Genomic DNA, 20520 nt, shown 5'->3' with positions numbered 1-20520 from the left:
ATTTGTTCGCTTCCTCAAGGTTTGACCAATATTGACGCGCCGCTTCAAGAAGATGGTAAGTGCCCATGACGTTGGTCTCAATAAAAGCAGCAGGACCATCAATAGAGCGATCGACATGCGACTCAGCCGCTAAATGCATCACCATATCGGGTTGATGTTCTGAAAAAACGCGGTCTAGTTCAGTTCGGTCACAGATATCCACTTGCTCGAAGTAGTAACGGTCACTGCCCGCGACATCCACTAACGACTCCAAGTTCCCTGCGTAGGTGAGCTTGTCTAAATTCACGACGCTATCTTGGGTGTCACGAATAATGTGTCGAACGACAGCTGAGCCGATGAAGCCTGCCCCGCCTGTTACTAGTATTTTCATTGCAAATGTTACCTACTTTAATGGGTACTTTTAGTGGGTGTACCGAAATGCGCTATTGGATTGTCTCACGAATAACTGACAAAAAGCTCACTTTACGTATTTTCAGTATAACTTTTTTGTACATGATCAAAATCGGACGCTTGCCAAATGATTTGGCGTTTGAGCAGTTCTTTTTTGAATGAGCGAAGAAGCCTTTCTAGGTTTTGCTTTTTCCAGTCGCCGTGCTCTTGTTTGCGGCACTTATCAAAATCAATAATCCACACTTTATCTTTGTCATCGATCAAGATGTTATGGATATTCAGGTCTGTGTGATTAACGCCAGCGTTGTGCATTTTGGCAATTTCTTGCCCTATTTTTTGATACATTCCTTCCGGTAACGGTTTTTCCTGCAAGATACTGACCAAGTCTCTTGCGTTAGGAATGCGCTCACTCAATAAATCGGCCTGATATGTCAATCCAGATTTCACAGCTCTCGCAGCAATTGGCCTTGGCACATGAACACCTGCATTAATCAGTGTAAGTAATAGTTGGAACTCTTGCGCACAACGCGTTTGCTCCCAACCTGAAAACAAATAATTGTCTTTAACTAACTTACCAAATAAGCCGCCACGTCGATAATGACGCAGAGCAGCTTGCATCGTATCAAGCTGAACAAACCAAGTCGTGCCACGCCCTGACGCACTGCCAGTTACTTTGTTGGTGGATTGCCAATACTCGGCATCAAAAATAGGCTGACTAGGATCTTCAATAAGCTCCTCATCAAACCAAATGACTTGGTTGCTATCTCGATACTGCTGAATCATGTTGTAACCTCTAGCCTAGGTAGCGACTGGCCAATATGTATAGCCAACTAAAAGCTGCGAACGCTAACGCAACCATAACGGCTGCCGATCCTATATCTTTAGCGCGACCACTTAATTCATGACGTTCAACACCAATGCGATCCACCACTGCTTCTATCGCGGAGTTAATCAGTTCGACAATCAGAACTAATACCACAACACCAATCAATAAGATGCGCTCTATCATCCCGACATCAACCACGCACGCCAAAATAACAGCAATGCTTAGCAAAGCGAGCTCTTGTCGAACAGCAGCTTCATGTTTAAAAGCGGCTTTTAATCCCTGTATAGAATAACCTGTCGCTTTGATAATGCGCTTTACCCCAGTATTGCCTGGCTTTCCAGATTCTTGCGATTGATGCGGTGTTGTCTTTGACATTGCAGAACACTTATCGGTACTTCGTTATATTGGAGCCGTGTATTTTACATTTATTCGGGATGTCTGCATAATTTACCTGCCTCTATTCATCTAGTCAGACAATAATTATGTTCACTTCTGCCCCATCGTCATTATGCATCTTGCGTTTATCCGCTATTGGAGATGTGTGTAATACCATCGCTACTGTGCAAGCAATCCAGAAACAGTGGCCAACCACGCAAATAACTTGGATTACTGGCAAGTTGGAAGCTCAGTTGCTAGCGGCGATTGAGGGGATCGAAGTCATTGTATTCGATAAAAAAGCTGGTTTAGATGGCTATAAAGCCTTGTGGAAACAGTTAAAGGGCCGAGAATTTGATGCTCTGTTACATATGCAATATGCGATTCGAGCGAGCGTCGCGACTTTGGGCATTAAGGCAAAATACAAACTTGGTTTTTCATCTGACAGAAGCCAAGATTTTCAAACACTATTCACTAATGTCAAAGTTCCCTCACCACAATCTCTGCACGTGGCGGATGGTTTGATGGCTTTTGCTCATAAAATTGGCATCCTTAACACGGAGTTAGACTGGGCACTTTCCTACTCCACACAAGACCAAGAGTGGGCAGAGAGTCATGTTTCTTGCGACAAACCCAACCTACTGATTGTGCCAGGAGCCAGTAAAGCATATAAAAACTGGAATGCTGAAGGGTACATAGACGTCATCCACCATGCGAGAGCACAAGGTTGGAATGTAATTCTGGCTGGCAGCCCAGCTCAAGTCGAACTGGATTTGGCAGATGCCATTCAATCTCGACTGGAAGAGCCATGTCTAAATTTAGTTGGGCAAAGCTCAATCCTGCAAATGCTGGCTCTGATTGACAAAGTAGACATGGTCATCGCGCCTGATACCGGGCCAGCTCACATGGCAAGCGCCATGAACACACCGATCATTGGTTTATACGCCCACCATAATCCGGTTCGAGTGGGCCCATATCGCTATCTACAGTATGCCGTCTCAGTTTATGAGGAAGTCATCTTGGCTGAAACAGGAAAAACCAGCCAACAACTAAGCTGGAGAACTCGTGCGAAAGATGAAAAAGCAATGAATCGCATCACAAGCAAGCAAGTGATTACAATGTTCAATCAAGTCGTTGAAGATTTGTACCCGCAATACCAGTAAACTCCCTGTATAGATTTGTTAAGAAGGAAGTCAATTTGTCCAAGCCAACTTTAGCCGTTGCCTTAATCGTCAAAAATGAAGAGAAGCATTTAAAAGCTTGTCTAGACACCGTAAAAGGTTGGGTTGATGAGATTGTCATCCTCGACTCGGGCAGTACCGACCGCACTGAAGAAATTGCCCGACAATACACTGATAAGTTCTATACCAACTTAGACTGGCCGGGGTTTGGAAAACAACGCCAACTTGCGCAGCAATATGTTACGGCCGACTACGTATTGTGGTTAGATGCCGATGAACAGGTTACTCCTGAGCTAAAAGCAAGCATTTTACAGGCTGTTTCAGCAGATAAGCCGAACGTTTTGTATAAACTAAATCGACTTAGCTCAGCATTCGGAAAGTTCATCTACCATTCTGGCTGGTCTCCAGATTGGATTGTTCGCTTGTATCGCACTGAATATACGCACTACAACGATTCACTCGTGCATGAAAAAGTCGATGAGAAAAGCTATCAGACTGAAAAGTTAGATGGTCGATTGCATCACTATACTTACGAGCATCTTCATCATTACATCAATAAAACCACTGGTTACCTCAAGGCCTGGACGGATGAGCGTGAAGGTAAAAAGAAATCCGGCTTAACCACTGCAATTGTTCATGCTCTTGCCAGTTTTTTAAAAATGTACATCCTCAAGAGAGGCTTTCTTGATGGTAAACATGGCTTTATTCTGGCGTGGCTTAGCATGCACTCTACCTTTGTGAAATACATTGATCTTTACTTACGTGAACAGGCAAAGAAATCATGAAAACGACTTTAATAATCACCACTTATAACTGGAAAGAAGCATTAAAAGCGGTGTTAGAAAGCGTGAAACGTCAAACCGTTTTGCCTGACGAAGTGATTGTGGCAGATGATGGTTCTCGAGAAGACACCAAAGCAACGGTTGACCAAATGCGCGAAGGTTTTCCGGTTCCACTGATTCATAGTTGGCACGAGGATAATGGCTTCCAGCTTTCCATGAGCCGTAACCGTGCAATCGCTAAAGCATCAGGTGACTACCTGATCATGATCGATGGCGATATGGTGTTGTCGCAAACTTTTATCGAATCCCACAAACGCGTGGCAAAACCAAATTGGTTTGTTCAAGGCGGTCGAGTTCTGACGGACGAAACGTGTAGTCGTGACATTATGGAAAACGGATTGGTTCCTTCGGTGTTTAGCAAAGGGATCCGCAACCGCAAGAACTGCATCACAAACTCACTGCTATCGAACTGGTTCTCATACGAACGCAACAACGATAAAGCAACTCGCGGCTGTAACATGGCGTTTTGGCGACAAGATGTCATCGAGGTGAATGGCTTCAACCAAGATTTTGTTGGATGGGGGCGCGAAGACAGCGAGTTTGTTCATCGCATGTTGAATGCGGGTAAGTCACGTCTTTACCTAAAATTCGCAGGTGTAGGCTACCACTTGTACCACGTAGAAAACTCGCGCGCGTCATTGAGCCAAAACGATGAAATCTTAGAGAACACCATTAAAAACAAGCTTAAACGTTGTGAGAATGGTGTCGACCAATTTCTAGAAGCTTAAAAACTTTGGAAGCTTACAAGAATAAAAAAAGGGGCGTTTCGCCCCTTTTTTATTGTTGATGAGATAAGGTGAAGTACTTATCGGCAACCATCAATGAGATCAAACGCTCTTTACGTTTATCTTTGAACTGCTCAACCCATTGGTGCGCATTCTCAATGATCGCTAATGCTTCTTGCTCATTCGCTAGGTAATAGTCCATCTTTTCAGGCAAATCTGAATAATCATCCTGCACTTCTACATAGTGGATGCCAGCTTCTAGCTTACCTTCCATAAACCACGTTTCGTACTTAGGTTTCGACATAATAACCAATGAGTTAGAAGACATTGCCCACTTCAGGTTGGTTGCGACATCATTACCTTCAATACACAGCAAGAACTTGTATTGAAGTTGCTCCTCAATGCTCATAAAGCCTTTTTCCCAAGGCTGTCCTTCTTGCGGTCGAGTCTGGCCAATATTGCACTGCGGATGATCGTAGAAAGCATGAATTACCGTTTGACGGTGAGGCTGAAAGCCGACACCTCGCCACGCTACCATGTCTTTCTTATCGTGGTAGCTCATTTCGTCATCGACAAATTTAAAATGACGGATTTGATTCAGCTTTAAAACGACAGAATTCTGATTGTCGCCGTGAATAGGGCGACTTTTAATAAAGCTCGGAACATTGGGAATATGCGTCACATCGCCATTGATGTAGTTGAATTTAAACTCAGACGGGAAATAGCGTATGACTTGGCGCGTATCGAAAAAATAAGTCCAACCTTTTGTTTTTTTGAATTCGCCAATTTTAGCATAACTCTGTTCTCGGCTATCGACCGTAAATGATTGCCCACACTTGTTGTAGTAATTTACTCGCTCAAGACAGTACTGCTTCTCCGCTTCAGTCAGAGTAGAAAGTAAACGCTTTGCCTGTGCTCGATATACAAAACGAGGAACCAGCATCGAAAGTGCGTTTGAGAAATAATAAGGAAACTTACTGTCTTTCATTTACTTTCTTCTCAATAGCGTTAGCAACGGCCGCGGGAACGAACTGCTCAATACTGCCGCCATGGATAGCAACTTCACGCACGATGGTCGAAGATAAAAAGGCAAACTCTTCTTCTGGAGTCAGAAATACACTCTCAATCCCAGGTAGTAGTTTTCGATACATGTTAGTCAAACCAAACTCATACTCAAAGTCGACTGTCGTTCTTAACCCGCGAATCAGCACTTTGGCTTGTTCTTGGCGAGCAAAATCCACTAACAATCCAGAAAACCCTTTTACTGTCACGCCAGGTAAATGTGCCACTACCTCTTCCATCAAAGCGACGCGCTCTTCCAATGTGAACATAGTGTTCTTTGAAGGGCTTGCAGCTACTCCAATAACGACTTCATCAAACATTTCATGAGTGCGCTCGATAAGATTTAAGTGACCATTGGTCACTGGATCAAATGTACCTGGGTAAATGACTTTCATAGGATGTACTGATCTATTCAAAATTGTATGAATTATTGAAGGAAAGGTCGGCGATTACAACTGCTTGATGGCAATACACCGTACGCGATCGTATTTCTATTGCTGACACTCATTACAGAAGAAGGTATTACGTTGGCCAATTTTTAGCTCTTGAAGCGGCTCTCCACATTTTGGGCAAGGCTCACCCGCTTTTCCATACACTAAAAGTTCTTGAGCAAAATAACCCGGCTTGCCATCGGCTTGAGCGAAGTCTTTTAAAGTCGTACCACCTTGGTTAATGGCAATTTTTAGCGTGGCTTTGATGTTTTCCACTAACAGCACCCACTCTTGGGGTGTCACTTGACCTGCTTGTCGGGTTGGGAGAATACGAGATTTAAACAGAGATTCATTGGCGTAAATATTCCCCACACCGACCACGACCTTGTTGTCCATGATGAACTGCTTTACCGCGACACGCTTACCTTGTGCTTTATCAGCAATGTACTCGCTATTAAACGCATCAGTTAGAGGTTCTGGTCCCATATGCTCAAGTACCGCATGGGACTCACCAGGAGCGCACCATAGCCAAGCACCAAAGCGTCGAGGGTCGTTATAACGCAGCACTTTACCATTTGTAAGTTTGAGATCGACATGATCGTGCTTAGCCGCAGGAAAATCAGCATCCAACACACGTAACGAGCCTGACATTCCAAGGTGCACAATGGCAGTCCCTGCATCCGTTTCTATGAGCAAATACTTTGCGCGACGATGAATGGCTCGAATCACTTGCCCTTCAAGCAATTTCAGCTCTTGCGGGATATCCCAGCGCAGTTTGGGTGTGCGAAAAACAAATGCCTTAATCGTTTGTCCAACCATATGTGGACTAATACCCATCCGGCTTACTTCAACTTCTGGTAATTCAGGCATTTAATTCTCCTTAAAACACTCAAAGCCTTACTGAAAGGCAGTTAGCATAATCGAAAAGTACAAGCGTAAACACTGCTTACCTACGAGGTTATTGACCACCTCTCACTTAGGCATGATGTAATTGCTATCAACAGAAATCGCGATCCACTTGTCTTGCCAATTCTTGAACAACCAAAAATCATGAAGACGATAAAGAGTAATTCGCTGCGGTTCTTCGACGCCTTGATACCAGACTTCGATGGTTTCTGGTGTGCCTAACTTATCTTTAAGAGTGTCGTATTGCTGCGCAGATAACTCCGTACCTTCGAGCGCTTGCCAGCGAGCAATAAGTTCAGATAGAGGGAGAGGAACATCTGCATTCGCATGCCATCGCCCATCGCGAAACTCCAATTCAAGACTATTGGAATAAATAGCGCTAACCGAATGATCAGTTCGAAGTAAATGCGGATAAGGATCAACGTTCTCTGACAACAAGTACGTTTTGATCCACATCGGTGCATTTAAGATCACGATAAACGCAATAATGCCCAATATTAGAATATTGTTCCAACGGCGACGGCGAGTCGGACTAATACGCATAACGGTTCCTACTATCTTAGTTCTAGTGACAAACTAACAAAGGTTACAGGAATTGACTAGAGCATCAGCATGTAAACATGGTGAAGGTGGATTTGAAGGAATAGTGAGGATTTCAGATAATAAAAAACCCAACTCGAAAGTTGGGTTTTTCAAATCGTCAAAGAGACAAAACCAATTATTTGATTTTAGCTTCTTTGTACATAACGTGCTGGCGTACAACTGGATCAAATTTCTTGATCTCAAATTTGCCTGGCATGTTACGCTTGTTCTTATCAGTTGTGTAGAAGTGGCCTGTACCTGCTGAAGATACTAGACGGATTTTCTCACGAACGCCTTTCTTTGCCATTGCCTATTTCCTCTTAAACGTTTTCGCCACGTGCACGGATATCAGCAAGAACAGTATCGATACCTTTCTTGTCGATGATGCGCATACCTTTTGCAGTAAGGCGTAGTTTAACAAAACGTTTTTCGCTCTCTACCCAGAAACGATGAGTTTGTAGGTTCGGCAGAAAACGACGCTTAGTAGCATTTCGTGCGTGTGAACGGTTGTTACCCGTTACTGGACGCTTACCAGTTACTTGGCATACTCGTGACATGAATGTCTTCTCCAAAATCGTTTCAGCTCGATATCAACCTTGGTGGCCGAACCTCTCTATCTCTCGAAAAGAAGTTAGAGGTTAAGAACCGCTATGGAAAATCCATACAAGGCTATCAAAGGTCGCGCATTATACTAACTTGATATGCATTGCTCAAGACCCGAACAGATCCTTTTTACAGGTTTTCGTGATCTTTTTTTAGACAGCAGGTTTTTTCTAGCAGTCCAAGCTGAATTCAGTTAAAAATTTAGTGGCGAGGATGATAGCAGATTTTTAGCAACTAACAACCTAAAAAACGCACAGTTATATCCATCCTCTTTCAGCAAAAGAGACACTTTCCCCATCGCCAATAACGAAATGGTCCAAAATGCGAATATCCACCAGCGCCAACGCATCAATTAATCGCCTTGTAATCCTGCGGTCTGCCTGGCTTGGCTCGGCGACACCGGACGGGTGGTTATGCGCCAAAATCAAAGCAGCCGCGTTGTGGTGCAGGGCTCTTTTTACTACTTCTCTAGGGTAAACTGATGCGGCATCCAAGGTTCCTTCGAATAAAATCTCATCTTTTATTACTCGGTGTTGGTTATCGAGGAAAAGAATGTAAAAAGCCTCTCTTTGGCGGTCTCTTAATATAGAGGAAAGATATAATTTAGTTTGCTCAGGGCTGGTTAAGGCGTCGCCACGCTTGAGGGTTTCCGCCAAATATCGCTGAGTCATTTCTAACACCGCTTGCAATTGCACATATTTGGCCTGCCCTAACCCTTTATGCTGACAAAACTCTTGTTCTGAAGCAGAGAACAGCTGCCTAAGCGAACCAAAATCTTGAATAAGGAAATCGGCCAACTCAATCACGTTCATGCCTTGCGTGCCCGTACGGAGAAATATCGCCAGTAATTCGGCATCTGTTAACGCCTGCGGCCCACGTTGCAGAAGTTTCTCTCGTGGCATCGACTCATTTGGCAAAGCTTTGAGTATCATCGGAACTCTCTTTGAAGGTAAGAATCCCTATTCCACAAAACAGAAAGCGAAAGTCGAGGGTGACTTTCGCTTTCTTCGTTCCACACTGATTTTATGTGCAATTTAATGGTTCATCAGAGTTTAAAATTGCCGACCAGATCGTGAATTTCCGTGCCGGATTGTGACAACTGAGTGCTGATCGTTTCTGCGTGTTGCAAGGTATCATTGATGTTGTTGACGATCTGTTGAATCGCCACCAAGTTCTGGTTGATGTCTTCCGCCACCGCACTTTGTTCTTCTGCCGCTGATGCGGTTTGAATTCCCATATCGCGAATTGTACCAATAGAATGGTGAACACCAGACAGAGACTGTTGAATCAGTGACGACTCTTCAGCCGTTTTCACGCCGCGTTCTTGACTGGCGGACATGGTCGTGACGGCTCGAGATACCCCACTTTGTAGCTGTTTAAGCATATCGCCAATTTCGTGAGTGCTATTTTGCGTACGGCTCGCTAGTGAACGCACTTCATCTGCCACCACTGCAAATCCACGCCCTTGCTCGCCCGCTCGCGCGGCTTCAATTGCCGCATTGAGCGCCAATAAGTTGGTCTGCTCAGCAATCTCGCCAATCACATCCAATACTTTGGTAATCTGCTCCGTTTGCTGACTCAACTCAGAGATAGCATCCGATGTGCTGTTGATCTCTGTAACCAACTCAGTAATGCCTTGAATCGCTTGTTCAACCTCTCGCTGGGCTTCGGTGACCAGATCGTTCGCATCGTCAATGGCCTGCGCAGTGGCATTTGTATTGCTCGCGACTTCTTTTGCCGTCATGCTCATCTCTGTTACGGCTGTCACCACTTTATCCGTTTCCAAACAGTGACTCTGCATTTGACCGCTCGCTGTGCGCGTTTGATCATTCAGTTCTTCAGAAACTGTTTGAACGGCAGAAGCAGAACGATGAATGTCCTGCATCAGTGGGTGAAGTTTATCCATAAATTCATTAAAGGCAGCCGCGACTTCGCCAACTTCGTCTTTACTTTCCACTTTTAGACGCGCAGTTAAGTCACCGCCACCCGCAGCAACATCTTTGAGAGAATCGGCGACGTGCTGAAGTGGTTTAATGCCTTTCGAAACAGCAATGCTGGTTAAGATGCTGGTAATAATCAGGCCAATCACCGAGATTGTCACAGCAGATAAAGTGTGTTGATTTAACTCTTGCGTGCGCAATTCACGCTGCATGGCAACTTGTTGGTCGATGTCATCAATGTAGATACCGGTACCAAGCACCCAGTCCCATTTTTGTAGATACTCAGCGTAACCCAATTTCGGCGCCTGAGCGTTGATGGTTGGTTTGTGCCAAGAGAAATACAAAAAGCCATCGCCTTTTTGCGATGCATCAATCAAGCCAGCAATCACCGCAACGCCATTTTCATCTTTAAGGTCATACAGATTTTTACCTTCCAGCGACGGTTTGATGGCATGTAAGGTATTGATACCTTGAGAATCATACGCGAAAAAGTAACCATCACTTTCAAAGCGCATCGCTTTTAAGATTTCTTTCGCCGCTTGTTTATTACTGCCATTAACGTCAGAGTCATACAGCGGCTTAATCGCCGTTACACCCATCATCATGTAGGCTTTTAGCTCTTTCTTACGCGCATCAATCAGCTCCTGTCTGTCTCGGACGAGCTCCGCCTCCAAACTCTTACTGCTGTTGATGTAATACACCACAGAGATCAATGTCGTGATCAACAACAGAGGAATTAAGGTTATCAGCAGCAATTTGTTTCGACTTTTCAACACCATGTTTGTACCACCTCTTTTTTCTTTTCAATCTTGCAAAATCAGCTCAAATTGTCTGTGAGATAGGCGGGAGTTTTTTCTCCACTTGCGCAACTAATGCTGTGGAGTTTGATGTGGATTTGATTTGCTTGGGTGCTGAAACAGTCCGTTATGCTAAACTCGCTGCCAGAAAAATTGGAGATCTCACATGCAAACACTAGCAGGAAAGAAAATTCTACTCGGCATCAGTGGCGGTATTGCCGCGTATAAATGTGCGGAGCTAACCCGTCGCCTAATAGAGAGAGGGGCACAAGTTCAAGTCGTCATGACGAAAGCTGCAAAAGAGTTTATTACTCCGTTAACCATGCAGGCCGTCTCAGGACGACCAGTATCCGATAGCTTGCTAGATCCGGCGGCTGAAGCGTCAATGGGTCACATCGAGTTAGCTAAATGGGCGGATTTAGTGCTGCTTGCTCCTGCTACGGCAGACCTCATTGCTCGTATGTCAGCTGGCATGGGCAATGATTTATTGACGACGTTAGTGTTGGCAACGGATTCGCCTGTTGCGGTATCTCCAGCAATGAATCAGCAGATGTATCGCAACATCGCGACGCAAGAGAACATTGCGACTTTAGCTCGCCGCGGTATGAACATTTGGGGTCCAGCAGCAGGTGAACAAGCCTGTGGTGATGTTGGTCCGGGTCGAATGCTTGAACCAATGCAATTGGTGCATCTGTGTGAGCAGTTTTTCCAACCTAAAGTCTTGGAAGGCAAGTCCATTCTGATCTCAGCAGGCCCAACGCGAGAAGCCATCGACCCAGTGCGTTACATTACGAACCACAGCTCCGGGAAAATGGGGTATGCACTAGCAAACGCTGCCGCGCAGTTAGGCGCAAAAGTCACGCTAGTGAGCGGCCCTGTCAACCTGAGCACACCGATGGGAGTGGAGCGCATTAACGTGTCTAGCGCACAAGAAATGTATGAGGCCGTGATGGCTCAAGCCATCAGTCACGACGCGTTCATCAGCTGCGCAGCAGTAGCGGATTATCGACCAGAGGCCATTGCGTCTCAAAAGTTGAAAAAGACGGCAGACAACGATCAGATGACCATCAAAATGGTGAAAAACCCTGATATTGTAGCGTCCGTCGCAGCACTGACTGATAAGCGCCCATTTACGGTAGGTTTTGCAGCAGAAACCAACGATGTCGAAACTTATGCCCGAGGAAAGTTGGCGAAGAAAAACCTCAATATGATCTGCGCTAACGATGTGTCAGTCGAAGGCCAAGGCTTCAATAGTAATGACAACGCCATCACCCTATTTTGGCCTGATGGTGAGCTTGCATTAGCTCTAGAGTCAAAAGAAGCCCTGAGCTTCAAAATCCTCGAGAAAATGCGTGAATTGATGTAATTCGCACTTATTTTCTAATTAAGAACTGGCACAAATTTAGTCTAAACATGACAACTGAGGGTGTTAAATCTCCCATTCCGCCCTCAGCAGTCTAGTGTGATGCGACTTAGCATCTTATAATCCCCTCCGCTCAACTTTGTATTTTGAAAGGAAGTAACTAATGGCCGGCAGTAAAAAATCCAATCGTCGTGAAGAGATCTTGCAAGCATTAGCACAAATGCTTGAATCTGCAGAAGGCGCTTCACGCATTACTACGGCAAAATTGGCAAAACAAGTCGGCGTCTCCGAAGCCGCGTTGTACCGTCATTTCCCAAGTAAAGCTCGCATGTTTGAAGGTTTGATTGAGTTCATCGAAGAAGCCTTGATGACTCGCATCAACCGCATTTTAGATGACGAGAAAGATACACTAGAGCGTATTCGTATGGTAATGCACCTGATTCTTGCATTTTCAGAACGTAACCCTGGCTTGACACGTATTCTGTCTGGTCATGCTTTAATGTTTGAAAACGAACGTCTACGTGAACGCATCAACCAGCTGTTTGAACGTATCGAAACCCAACTACGTCAGATTCTGCGTGAGCGTAAAATTCGTGAAGGTAAATCTTTCCCTGTAGAAGAGCGTATTCTTGCTGCGCAAATTCTTGGGCAAGTTGAAGGCAGCCTGAACCGTTTTGTGCGCAGCGATTTCAAGTACCAACCTACTGCAAACTTTGACGAGTATTGGGCACTACTCAGTGCACAAATTAAGTAGAGATTATGAGTAAAGACAAATACACACAGCCCGAGTTTTCTCTTTCCCTTCTCCATCCTCGTAACTGGGGAGTTTGGCTTGGGTTTGGTCTACTGGCTATCATCGTCAATATTCTTCCTTATCGCCTATTACTGTCTTTGGGGCGCTCACTTGGCAAGCTAGGCATGCGCTATGGCAAAAAGCGCGTGCATATCGCGAAGCGCAACCTTGAACTGGCATTCCCCGAGAAAACGCCAGAAGAAGTGCAACATATCGTGGAAGAAAACTTCAAGAATACCGGGATGGCACTGATCGAAACCGGTATTACATGGTTTTGGCCTACATGGCGCTTCAAAACGCTCATTGTCGAGAAAGACATCCACGCTCTAAAAGAAAAAGGCGCGGAAGGGAAAGGCGTATTGTTGTGTTGTGTGCACGCTCTTAACTTAGAAATTACCGCGCGAGCTTTTGCTGTTTTAGGTGTTGCGGGTTACGGCGCATTTCGTCCTCACAACAACCCAGCGTACAACTTCATCCAATATTGGGGGCGCACGCACAACGGCAACAAACTGATTGATCGCAAAGATGTGAAAAAGATGATTCGTGTACTGCGCAGCGGCGAGCGTTTGTTCTACTTACCTGACCACGATTACGGCCGCAATAAATCGGTCTTCGTGCCGTTTTTTGCCATTGATGACGCTTGTACAACAACCGGCACCAGCATTTTAGCCTACACATCAAAATGCGCGATCATTCCAGGTTCTGGTTTCCGCAATGACGAAGGCAAATACGAAATCATCGCTGATAAGTGCATTGAAGCCGATTACCCACAAAAAGATGAAGTGGCTGCAGCGGCTTACATGAACAAGTACGTGGAAGAAGTGATTTTGCGAGCACCTGAGCAATGGATGTGGCTGCACAAACGCTACAAAACCATGCAAGATGAAAACGAGCCCAAAGGCATTCGCTACAAATAAATCGCAAAAGAAAAGGTATCCGATTGGATACCTTTTTTATTGAATTGAAAAAGTGGGAAATTAGATGCCGTATTCCGCGCGGTATGCTTTCACCGCTTCAAGATGCTCGGTCGCGTTACCTTTTTCTTCAAGGTAAGTGATTAAGTCACCCAAACTCACGATAGAAATCACCGCACAACCGAAGTCGCGCTCAACTTCCTGAATCGCAGAAAGTTCGCCTTTGCCTTTCTCTTGGCGGTCGATAGCCACTAATACGCCAGCCAGATCTGCACCATTCGCCTTGATGATTTCCATCGATTCACGAATCGCGGTACCCGCTGTAATCACGTCATCCACCAGCATGATACGACCTTCTAAAGCAGAACCGACTAGATTACCGCCTTCGCCGTGATTTTTTGCTTCTTTACGGTTGAAGCAGTAAGGCGTGTCGATATCGTGGTGATCCGCAAGTGCAACCGCCGTAGTTGTCGCGATTGGAATCCCTTTGTACGCAGGGCCGAATAGAACATCAAATTCGATACCAGAATCCGCAAGTGCTGCCGCGTAGAAACGACCAAGACGCGCTAGGTCACGGCCTGTATTGAAAAGACCAGCGTTAAAGAAGTACGGGCTTTTACGGCCAGATTTCAAAGTAAACTCACCAAACTTAAGAACTTCTTTCTCAAGTGCAAACTCAATAAATTCACGCTGGTATGCTTTCATTATTTTCTCTCTATTTCCTTGGTTTCTTTTATCTCTTCTCGGCAATCATTCAATTCTCTATTCCCGAGATAAAAAAATAGCCCCCATAATGGGAGCTATCTAAATCAATTGGCTAACGCCGCCTTCTGCGCCGCGACGATTTCCGTAATGCCGACTTTCGCCGATTCGAGTAATGCCATCAGCTGTTCATGACTGAACGGTTCACCTTCTGCGGTGCCCTGAATCTCAATCATCTTGCCTTCTTCTGTCATTACAACGTTCATGTCGGTGTCTGCTGCTGAATCTTCAACGTACTCAAGGTCACACAGCACTTCGTCACCAAGCAAACCAACTGATACTGCCGCTACGTGGCCTTTCATTGGGTTTGCTTTTAGCTTGCCACTATCGACTAGATGTTGGAATGCATCTGCCATTGCAACGCTTGCACCACTGATTGATGCAGTACGTGTGCCGCCGTCAGCTTGAATTACATCACAGTCAACCGTGATCATGAATTCGCCCATAGCTTGCAAATCGACAACTGCACGTAGGCTACGCGCGATAAGGCGTTGGATTTCCATTGTACGGCCACCCTGCTTACCGTTTGCCGCTTCACGGCGAGTACGCGAGTGAGTCGCACGAGGTAGCATGCCGTATTCAGCGGTCACCCAGCCTTTACCTTGGCCTTTTAACCAACGTGGCACTGATTCTTCGACGGTCGCATTACACAACACTTTGGTGTTACCGAACTCAACTAACACTGAACCTTCAGCGTAAGCCGTGTAGTTACGAGTAATTTTGATTGGGCGAACTTGGTCCGCCTTGCGATCGTTTGGACGCATGGGCATCTACCTTAAATAATGAGGAGAAGACGATTTGGTTGGGCGAAGATTATAGCGGAATCGATTTCGGATTCCTAGGTCACAGCTTCACTCCCTCTAAACATTTCCTGGGAGCATATTTGCGAGACACTGATGTAAGACAGCCCGCGCACCTCTTGCCGCTCCGTGATACACTCTCTAGGTAATTTTCAAAAAATGAAGACAGGAAAATTCGATGATTTACAGTATGACTGCGTATGCGCGCAAAGAAGTAAAAGGCGATTGGGGCTCAGCGGTATGGGAAATCCGCAGTGTAAACCAGCGTTACCTAGAAACCTATTTCCGCATGCCAGAACAATTCCGAGCTTTAGAACCAGTTCTACGTGAGCGTTTTCGTAAACGTCTAGCGCGAGGAAAAGTGGAATGTAGCCTTCGTTTCGAAGCGAACCCTGCAGCAAAAGCCGAGCTTAGCATCAATGAAGCGTTGGCAACCCAAGTGATTAAAGCTGCTGAACAAGTTATGCACATGACTGGTGAGCTCAGCCGCATCAATCCATTTCAAGTCATGCAATGGCCTGGTGTGATGGAAACTCCAGAGCAAAACATGGATGAGGTCAACAAAGAGCTGCTTGCTGCATTTGATGAAGCAATTAGTGAATTTATTGAAGCGCGTGGCCGTGAAGGCGACAACATGAAAGCGCTGATCGAACAACGCCTAGACGCGATTACCGCAGAAGTGGTGAAAGTTCGTGCTCGCATGCCTGAAATCCTAGAATGGCAACGTGAGCGTCTATTCTCAAAATTTGAAGATGCGAAAATTGAACTAGATGCTTCTCGTGTGGAACAAGAGCTTATATTGCTAGCGCAAAAGTCAGACGTTGCAGAAGAGCTAGATCGTTTGGATTCTCACGTGAAAGAAACGACCAACATCCTGAAAAAAGGTGGCGCAGTCGGTCGTCGTCTGGATTTCATGATGCAAGAATTCAACCGTGAGTCAAACACGCTCGCTTCTAAATCGATCAGCACCGACATCACTGCGTCGGGCGTTGAACTGAAAGTTCTGATCGAGCAAATGCGCGAACAGATCCAAAACATCGAATAATCTAAAAACATTTAGATTACATATTGAAAGCCCCGCTTAATGCGGGGCTTTATTTTATTCGTCTTTTTCCAAGGTTCGGTTGTCAACATACGGCCAATAGTGGTGTCCAACGCGAATCACCAAGGTCGCTGCCGCCAAGATAAACGCCGCTATAGAAAGCCAAACCACCAAAGTGGCATCCAACTCTTTCATACCTAAGGTGATGTAGCGAGCAATGGCCATCATCGCGATATAGATAGGATAGCGAACAGGGATTTTACCGTTCATCACAAACTGCTGCACCATCGCTAAAACCTCAAGATAGATGAACATCAATAAGATGTCCGTCAACAGCACTCGCTTCTCAACAAAGACGTGAATGAACTCTTGAGCCATGGCATAAATAGTTGCCAAGGTAATAGCGACCAACAGAACCGCTTCTAAGATGTGGAACATCTTTAAAAATGGGCGACTGAACGATTTAGGTAAATTTGATGGCATAACCAATTATCCAAGCAAAACCAAAGAGATAAGTTTTGAGTTTAGCATGCAAGATAAAAAAGGATACATAAGAAAAACGCCCCGTTTATTTAACGGAGCGTGTTTTCTTGAATGCGATGGTGGCACGGCTTACGCCACTTGCTGCTTTTTTTCTGCCACACGCTTTTTCTTGCGATATTTAGGATGGGTAATCGGAATCGCGGAAAGCAGTTTCTTGGTGTAATCGTTTTGTGGGTTCGCGTAAATTTCTTTCGCATTCCCCGCTTCCACCACTTTACCAAAGTACATCACCGCGACTTTATCGGAGACATGCTTAACCACCGACAAATCGTGAGAGATGAAGATGATGGCAAGGTTCATTTCTTGTTGAAGTTGTAGCAACAAGTTTAGAATTTGCGCCTGAACCGATACATCCAGTGCAGATACTGATTCATCACAAATCAACAGCTTTGGCTTCAGTGCTATCGCACGAGCAATACCAATACGCTGACGCTGGCCACCAGAGAATTCGTGCGGATAACGGTTCACAGCCGTTTCAGGCAAGCCAACTTTCACTAACAGCTCTTTCACCCATTGTTTACGCTCTGCAGGAGTGCCTATTTTATGGATGATATACGGCTCTTCCAAAATCATACCAATGGTGTGACGCTGGTTAAGTGACTCCATTGGGTCCTGAAAGACAATCTGCATGTCTTTACGCAACGAGCGCATCTCTTTGACAGAGAACTTTGTAATGTCTTTGCCTTCAAAGAAAATCTTACCTTCTGTGGGCTCGTACAATTTTAGAATCGTACGTCCTAAGGTACTTTTACCACAGCCGGATTCACCAACGAGTCCCAATGTTTCTCCTTCTGAAACCGACAAGGAAACGCCGTCTACAGCTTTGATCGTGTAGCCCTTCTTAAACAGTCCTTTACCAGATACAAAGTGCTGCTTAAGATTTTCAATTCTTAATACTTCTTTGGCCATAACATCCTCTTTTATGACTTGTTCACTTTGCACCAGTTAGCTCGCAAACATGCTGGCATCGATTGGTTTGATATCAATCATCTGCTTAGGTTCGTTGTCCAAGCTTGGCATTAAGCCCATCAAACGTTCCGTGTAAGGGTGCTGCGGATTGTCAAACAGCTCAAAAATCTCCGCTTTTTCGACAATACGACCACCATACATTACCGCAACGTCATCACACACTTCAGCGACTACGCCTAAATCATGGGTAATGAAGATCATTGCCATACCCGTTTCTTCTTGAAGTTCATTCATTAGTTCAAGGATAGACGCCTGTACCGTTACATCCAGTGCTGTCGTTGGCTCATCACAAATCAAAATGTCTGGTTTACATGCGAGTGCCATTGCGATCATCACGCGCTGACGCATACCACCAGATAGGTTGTGTGGGTATTCGTTGAGGCGCTTTTCTGGCATTGGAATTTTCACTTTAGCCAGCATTTCTACCGCGTAGGATTCGCGCTCTTTTTTACCTAGCTCAGGACGGTGTAATTCCAACACTTCGCACAGTTGGCGGCCAATGGTATGCACTGGATTCAACGCCGTCATTGGGTCTTGGAAAATGATCGAAATGCGGTCGCCGCGCATGGCGTACATTTCTTCCGCTGGTAGCGACACCAGATTGGTACCTCGGTAGTTAACTTCACCATTGACAATATTGCCGTAAGGCTTTGGCAACAGTCCCATGATGGACATTGAGGTCACGCTCTTACCACTGCCAGACTCACCAACGAGACCGAGCGTTCGTCCTGCACGAACATCAAAGTTCACGCCATGGAGTACTTTTACCGGGCCATCATCCGTGATGAATTCCACTTCGAGGTCTTTTACACTCAAAATTACATCGTTTTCCATAACACATCCTTACAGCTTATACGTGTCATCAACGACAACAACCGGTTCAAAGGTTTTACCCGACTTCATCGCTTTCTGGGTTTCTTTCTTCACGTCTTTGTCGATCCAATACGTGCCATCACCGATAATTCCGCCACTGAACAATGCTTCTGTCATTCGATTCATTGGTTTCTCTGGCAATTTCAACCAACGCCAGTGTCCATAACGAACGTAAGGCACCATGTAGCCAGTGACAATCACGTGCGCATCAATAATGTCTCGCTGAATCTCATGACCTAGTTGGATCTTCTTATCCATGTCCATGTTAAAGCGATACGCAATGATCTTTTCATCTAGCTCTGGCGTGCTGTAGTTAGTGAATGAGTTCGTTTGTGGTTTGTTCGCGTTCACGGAATGGAAGTATTCCCAATAAGTTGGGATTTCCGAAGTCCCCATATCGAAGAAAGCAAGTTCGTGTTTTTTCTCACGCACATACTTAAACATCGATGAACCATCAATCAGCTTCAGCTCAATGTCCAACCCTGCCAATTTTGCCTGTTCACGCAAGAAAGCAATACGCGGTGTATGAACTGGAGATGAGTACGTCAATTCAAAGCTCAAACGCTGACCTTTATCATTCACGCGAATACCATCGGAACCAATCTTATCGAAGCCCGCAGCTTCAAACGCTGCCGCCGCTTTTTCTGGTTCAAACTTTGGCGCTTTCACATCTGGTAACGTGTACTTACCATGCCCAAAGCCCGTTGGGTTGGGTTTACGACTGTAGTCTCCACGCATAACATTCTCGATCATGCCGTCGAAATCTGTCGCGTAAGTGATCCCTTTGCGAATGTTTAAGTCATCAAGTAGAGGCATGGTCGTGTTTATCCACACGCCACCAGCACCAACTGGATATTGGTTGTAACCCCAGAACTTCTCAATGTACCCCTTTTGATAAGGGGCAGTATTGGATTTGTCATGCCATAGACTTGGCAAAACCAATCCAAATGCGTCCAACTTACCTTTTTCAAAGTGCTTCATCGCAATATCACTATCGCGGATAACCGTGATACGAATTTTGTCGACGTTATAGCGATTCTCGTAGTACTTATTGGTGTAACCCCACCAGTCCTCACCTACGTGCTTAAAGGTAACGCTTTTACCTTTTTTGACGTCTGCTAAGTAATAAGCGCTGGTGGTTGGTTCACTTTTAAAGTTGTAGTAGCGCACAAAATCATCATGAATGCCGTCACCGTTCGCGTCTTTCTTCGGATTCGCATAGAAATGAGCAGGACGAGGACGTAGCGCCCCCATTCTCAACAACAACTCTTCTGGATTGAGCTCTTTCGCGGCCTTCACGGCGAAGGTGTGATCGTCAAATTTGATAACATCAGCAACCGTTTTGTTGTAATAGTCGTTGTACCAAGGCTCTAAAATGTCTTTCGAGCGGTAAAACTTAAGCATAAAAACAAAATCGTCTGCCGTGACTGGCTTGCCATCCGACCATTTAGCTTGTGGGTTTAGTTTGAAATAAACCGTTTTATTGTCACCCGCTAATGCCCACTCATTGGCTAGCTCAGGGATGAATTCAAGCGTATCTGGGTGGCGAACCACCAACCCTGGCGTTTCATCCAAGATGAAAGAACGTAAACCAGAGTTTGCATCAGGACCAACACTGCGTAGAGTCTGAGGAAAGCTCGACATGAAAGTGCGGTAAGTCCCGCCACGCTTTGCTTCAGGAGAGCCATATTGAGGCTCATCCCAGTTCGTTTGCCAGTTTAAGTCAGTCGGTAGCGTCGCTGACATCGCACCAAAACTTAGGGCGCTTAGCGTGGACGCTAAAATTATTCTTTTCATAAAA

24 protein-coding genes are annotated in these 20520 nt (G+C 45.3%); 7 read left to right on the top strand and 17 right to left on the bottom strand.

Annotated features, from left to right (window positions below):
• From BIW15_RS00850 to BIW15_RS00840, 3 genes are all read right to left on the bottom strand, one after another.
• On the bottom strand, positions 1–370 hold a 370-nt coding region (locus BIW15_RS00850), incomplete at its 3' end, for a GDP-mannose 4,6-dehydratase (RefSeq protein WP_143694951.1).
• Positions 371–462: 92 nt separating this feature from the next.
• Positions 463–1173 carry a 3-deoxy-D-manno-octulosonic acid kinase gene (locus BIW15_RS00845; protein WP_017449085.1) on the bottom strand — a complete coding sequence of 237 codons (711 nt, stop codon included), beginning with the start codon at positions 1171–1173 and terminating at the stop codon, positions 463–465.
• A gap of 10 nt (positions 1174–1183) precedes the next feature.
• Entirely contained in the window at positions 1184–1591 is a 408-nt protein-coding gene (locus BIW15_RS00840) for a diacylglycerol kinase (RefSeq protein ID WP_005489604.1), read from the bottom strand.
• 107 nt (positions 1592–1698) lie between these two features.
• Between BIW15_RS00840 and BIW15_RS00835 the strand changes: the two genes are divergently transcribed.
• From BIW15_RS00835 to BIW15_RS00825, 3 genes are read left to right on the top strand one after another with little or no spacing between them, the layout of a single operon-like run.
• Positions 1699–2754 carry a glycosyltransferase family 9 protein gene (locus tag BIW15_RS00835; protein WP_030000622.1) on the top strand — a complete coding sequence of 352 codons (1056 nt, stop codon included), beginning with the start codon at positions 1699–1701 and terminating at the stop codon, positions 2752–2754.
• A gap of 35 nt (positions 2755–2789) precedes the next feature.
• Entirely contained in the window at positions 2790–3557 is a 768-nt protein-coding gene (locus tag BIW15_RS00830) for a glycosyltransferase family 2 protein (RefSeq protein ID WP_005481414.1), read from the top strand.
• Positions 3554–4342, top strand: coding sequence for a glycosyltransferase family 2 protein (locus BIW15_RS00825; RefSeq protein ID WP_023624172.1), 789 nt, complete (start codon positions 3554–3556; stop codon positions 4340–4342). The genes BIW15_RS00830 and BIW15_RS00825 overlap by 4 nt, the downstream gene beginning before the upstream one ends.
• A 49-nt stretch (positions 4343–4391) precedes the next feature.
• Here BIW15_RS00825 and BIW15_RS00820 read toward each other — a convergent pair whose 3' ends face one another.
• The 8 genes from BIW15_RS00820 to BIW15_RS00785 all read right to left on the bottom strand — a co-directional run bounded on the left by BIW15_RS00820 (position 4392) and on the right by BIW15_RS00785 (position 10642).
• Positions 4392–5327 carry a glycosyl transferase family 90 gene (locus BIW15_RS00820; protein ID WP_077280416.1) on the bottom strand — a complete coding sequence of 312 codons (936 nt, stop codon included), beginning with the start codon at positions 5325–5327 and terminating at the stop codon, positions 4392–4394.
• The gene (gene coaD / locus BIW15_RS00815) at positions 5314–5796 is read right to left on the bottom strand and encodes a pantetheine-phosphate adenylyltransferase (protein ID WP_005462497.1); all 483 of its coding nucleotides are present in this window, start codon (positions 5794–5796) and stop codon (positions 5314–5316) included. The genes BIW15_RS00820 and coaD overlap by 14 nt, the downstream gene beginning before the upstream one ends.
• Before the next feature lie 96 nt (positions 5797–5892).
• Positions 5893–6702, bottom strand: coding sequence for a bifunctional DNA-formamidopyrimidine glycosylase/DNA-(apurinic or apyrimidinic site) lyase (gene mutM / locus BIW15_RS00810; protein WP_077280415.1), 810 nt, complete (start codon positions 6700–6702; stop codon positions 5893–5895).
• A gap of 102 nt (positions 6703–6804) precedes the next feature.
• Positions 6805–7281 (bottom strand): hypothetical protein, encoded by a 477-nt coding sequence (locus BIW15_RS00805; RefSeq protein WP_021486880.1) that lies wholly within the window; start codon positions 7279–7281, stop codon positions 6805–6807.
• A 175-nt stretch (positions 7282–7456) separates the two neighbouring features.
• Positions 7457–7627 (bottom strand): 50S ribosomal protein L33, encoded by a 171-nt coding sequence (gene rpmG / locus BIW15_RS00800; RefSeq protein ID WP_004410866.1) that lies wholly within the window; start codon positions 7625–7627, stop codon positions 7457–7459.
• A gap of 13 nt (positions 7628–7640) precedes the next feature.
• Complete coding sequence (gene rpmB, locus BIW15_RS00795; RefSeq protein WP_005467944.1) at positions 7641–7877, bottom strand: 50S ribosomal protein L28; 237 nt, start codon at positions 7875–7877, stop codon at positions 7641–7643.
• Between the two features lie 303 nt (positions 7878–8180).
• The gene (gene radC / locus BIW15_RS00790) at positions 8181–8855 is read right to left on the bottom strand and encodes a DNA repair protein RadC (RefSeq protein ID WP_005482037.1); all 675 of its coding nucleotides are present in this window, start codon (positions 8853–8855) and stop codon (positions 8181–8183) included.
• 113 nt (positions 8856–8968) lie between these two features.
• The gene (locus BIW15_RS00785; RefSeq protein WP_077280414.1) at positions 8969–10642 is read right to left on the bottom strand and encodes a methyl-accepting chemotaxis protein; all 1674 of its coding nucleotides are present in this window, start codon (positions 10640–10642) and stop codon (positions 8969–8971) included.
• Positions 10643–10826: 184 nt separating this feature from the next.
• Between BIW15_RS00785 and coaBC the strand changes: the two genes are divergently transcribed.
• The 3 genes from coaBC to BIW15_RS00765 all read left to right on the top strand — a co-directional run bounded on the left by coaBC (position 10827) and on the right by BIW15_RS00765 (position 13733).
• Positions 10827–12026: a bifunctional phosphopantothenoylcysteine decarboxylase/phosphopantothenate--cysteine ligase CoaBC gene (gene coaBC / locus BIW15_RS00775; protein WP_005478613.1), complete on the top strand. Its 1200-nt coding sequence runs from the start codon at positions 10827–10829 to the stop codon at positions 12024–12026.
• Positions 12027–12186: 160 nt separating this feature from the next.
• The gene (slmA, locus tag BIW15_RS00770; protein ID WP_005478760.1) at positions 12187–12777 is read left to right on the top strand and encodes a nucleoid occlusion factor SlmA; all 591 of its coding nucleotides are present in this window, start codon (positions 12187–12189) and stop codon (positions 12775–12777) included.
• A gap of 5 nt (positions 12778–12782) precedes the next feature.
• Positions 12783–13733 carry a Kdo(2)-lipid IV(A) acyltransferase gene (locus tag BIW15_RS00765; RefSeq protein ID WP_017449076.1) on the top strand — a complete coding sequence of 317 codons (951 nt, stop codon included), beginning with the start codon at positions 12783–12785 and terminating at the stop codon, positions 13731–13733.
• Between the two features lie 60 nt (positions 13734–13793).
• Here BIW15_RS00765 and pyrE read toward each other — a convergent pair whose 3' ends face one another.
• On the bottom strand, positions 13794–14435 hold the full coding sequence (pyrE, locus tag BIW15_RS00760; RefSeq protein ID WP_005458955.1) for an orotate phosphoribosyltransferase: 642 nt from the start codon (positions 14433–14435) through the stop codon (positions 13794–13796).
• A 104-nt stretch (positions 14436–14539) separates the two neighbouring features.
• Complete coding sequence (gene rph, locus BIW15_RS00755; protein WP_005459025.1) at positions 14540–15256, bottom strand: ribonuclease PH; 717 nt, start codon at positions 15254–15256, stop codon at positions 14540–14542.
• Between the two features lie 214 nt (positions 15257–15470).
• On the opposite strand from rph, the gene BIW15_RS00750 reads away from it, so the two are divergent.
• Positions 15471–16337 carry a YicC/YloC family endoribonuclease gene (locus BIW15_RS00750; protein ID WP_015296114.1) on the top strand — a complete coding sequence of 289 codons (867 nt, stop codon included), beginning with the start codon at positions 15471–15473 and terminating at the stop codon, positions 16335–16337.
• Positions 16338–16391: 54 nt separating this feature from the next.
• On the opposite strand, the gene BIW15_RS00745 is transcribed toward BIW15_RS00750, so the two are convergent.
• From BIW15_RS00745 to BIW15_RS00730, 4 genes are all read right to left on the bottom strand, one after another.
• Positions 16392–16817 carry a phosphate-starvation-inducible protein PsiE gene (locus BIW15_RS00745; protein ID WP_005458957.1) on the bottom strand — a complete coding sequence of 142 codons (426 nt, stop codon included), beginning with the start codon at positions 16815–16817 and terminating at the stop codon, positions 16392–16394.
• A 129-nt stretch (positions 16818–16946) separates the two neighbouring features.
• Complete coding sequence (locus BIW15_RS00740) at positions 16947–17786, bottom strand: ABC transporter ATP-binding protein (protein WP_005458953.1); 840 nt, start codon at positions 17784–17786, stop codon at positions 16947–16949.
• Positions 17787–17822: 36 nt separating this feature from the next.
• Positions 17823–18680, bottom strand: a complete 858-nt coding sequence (locus BIW15_RS00735) for an ABC transporter ATP-binding protein (protein WP_005496771.1) — start codon at positions 18678–18680, stop codon at positions 17823–17825.
• A gap of 9 nt (positions 18681–18689) precedes the next feature.
• Entirely contained in the window at positions 18690–20516 is a 1827-nt protein-coding gene (locus BIW15_RS00730; protein ID WP_077280412.1) for an extracellular solute-binding protein, read from the bottom strand.
• Positions 20517–20520 lie beyond the last annotated feature (4 nt).

Origin of the sequence: Vibrio sp. SALL6, from assembly GCF_002002385.1 — a bacterium.
GTDB classification, from domain to species: domain Bacteria; phylum Pseudomonadota; class Gammaproteobacteria; order Enterobacterales; family Vibrionaceae; genus Vibrio; species Vibrio parahaemolyticus.
This window is presented reverse-complemented; position numbering and strand designations above follow the sequence as displayed.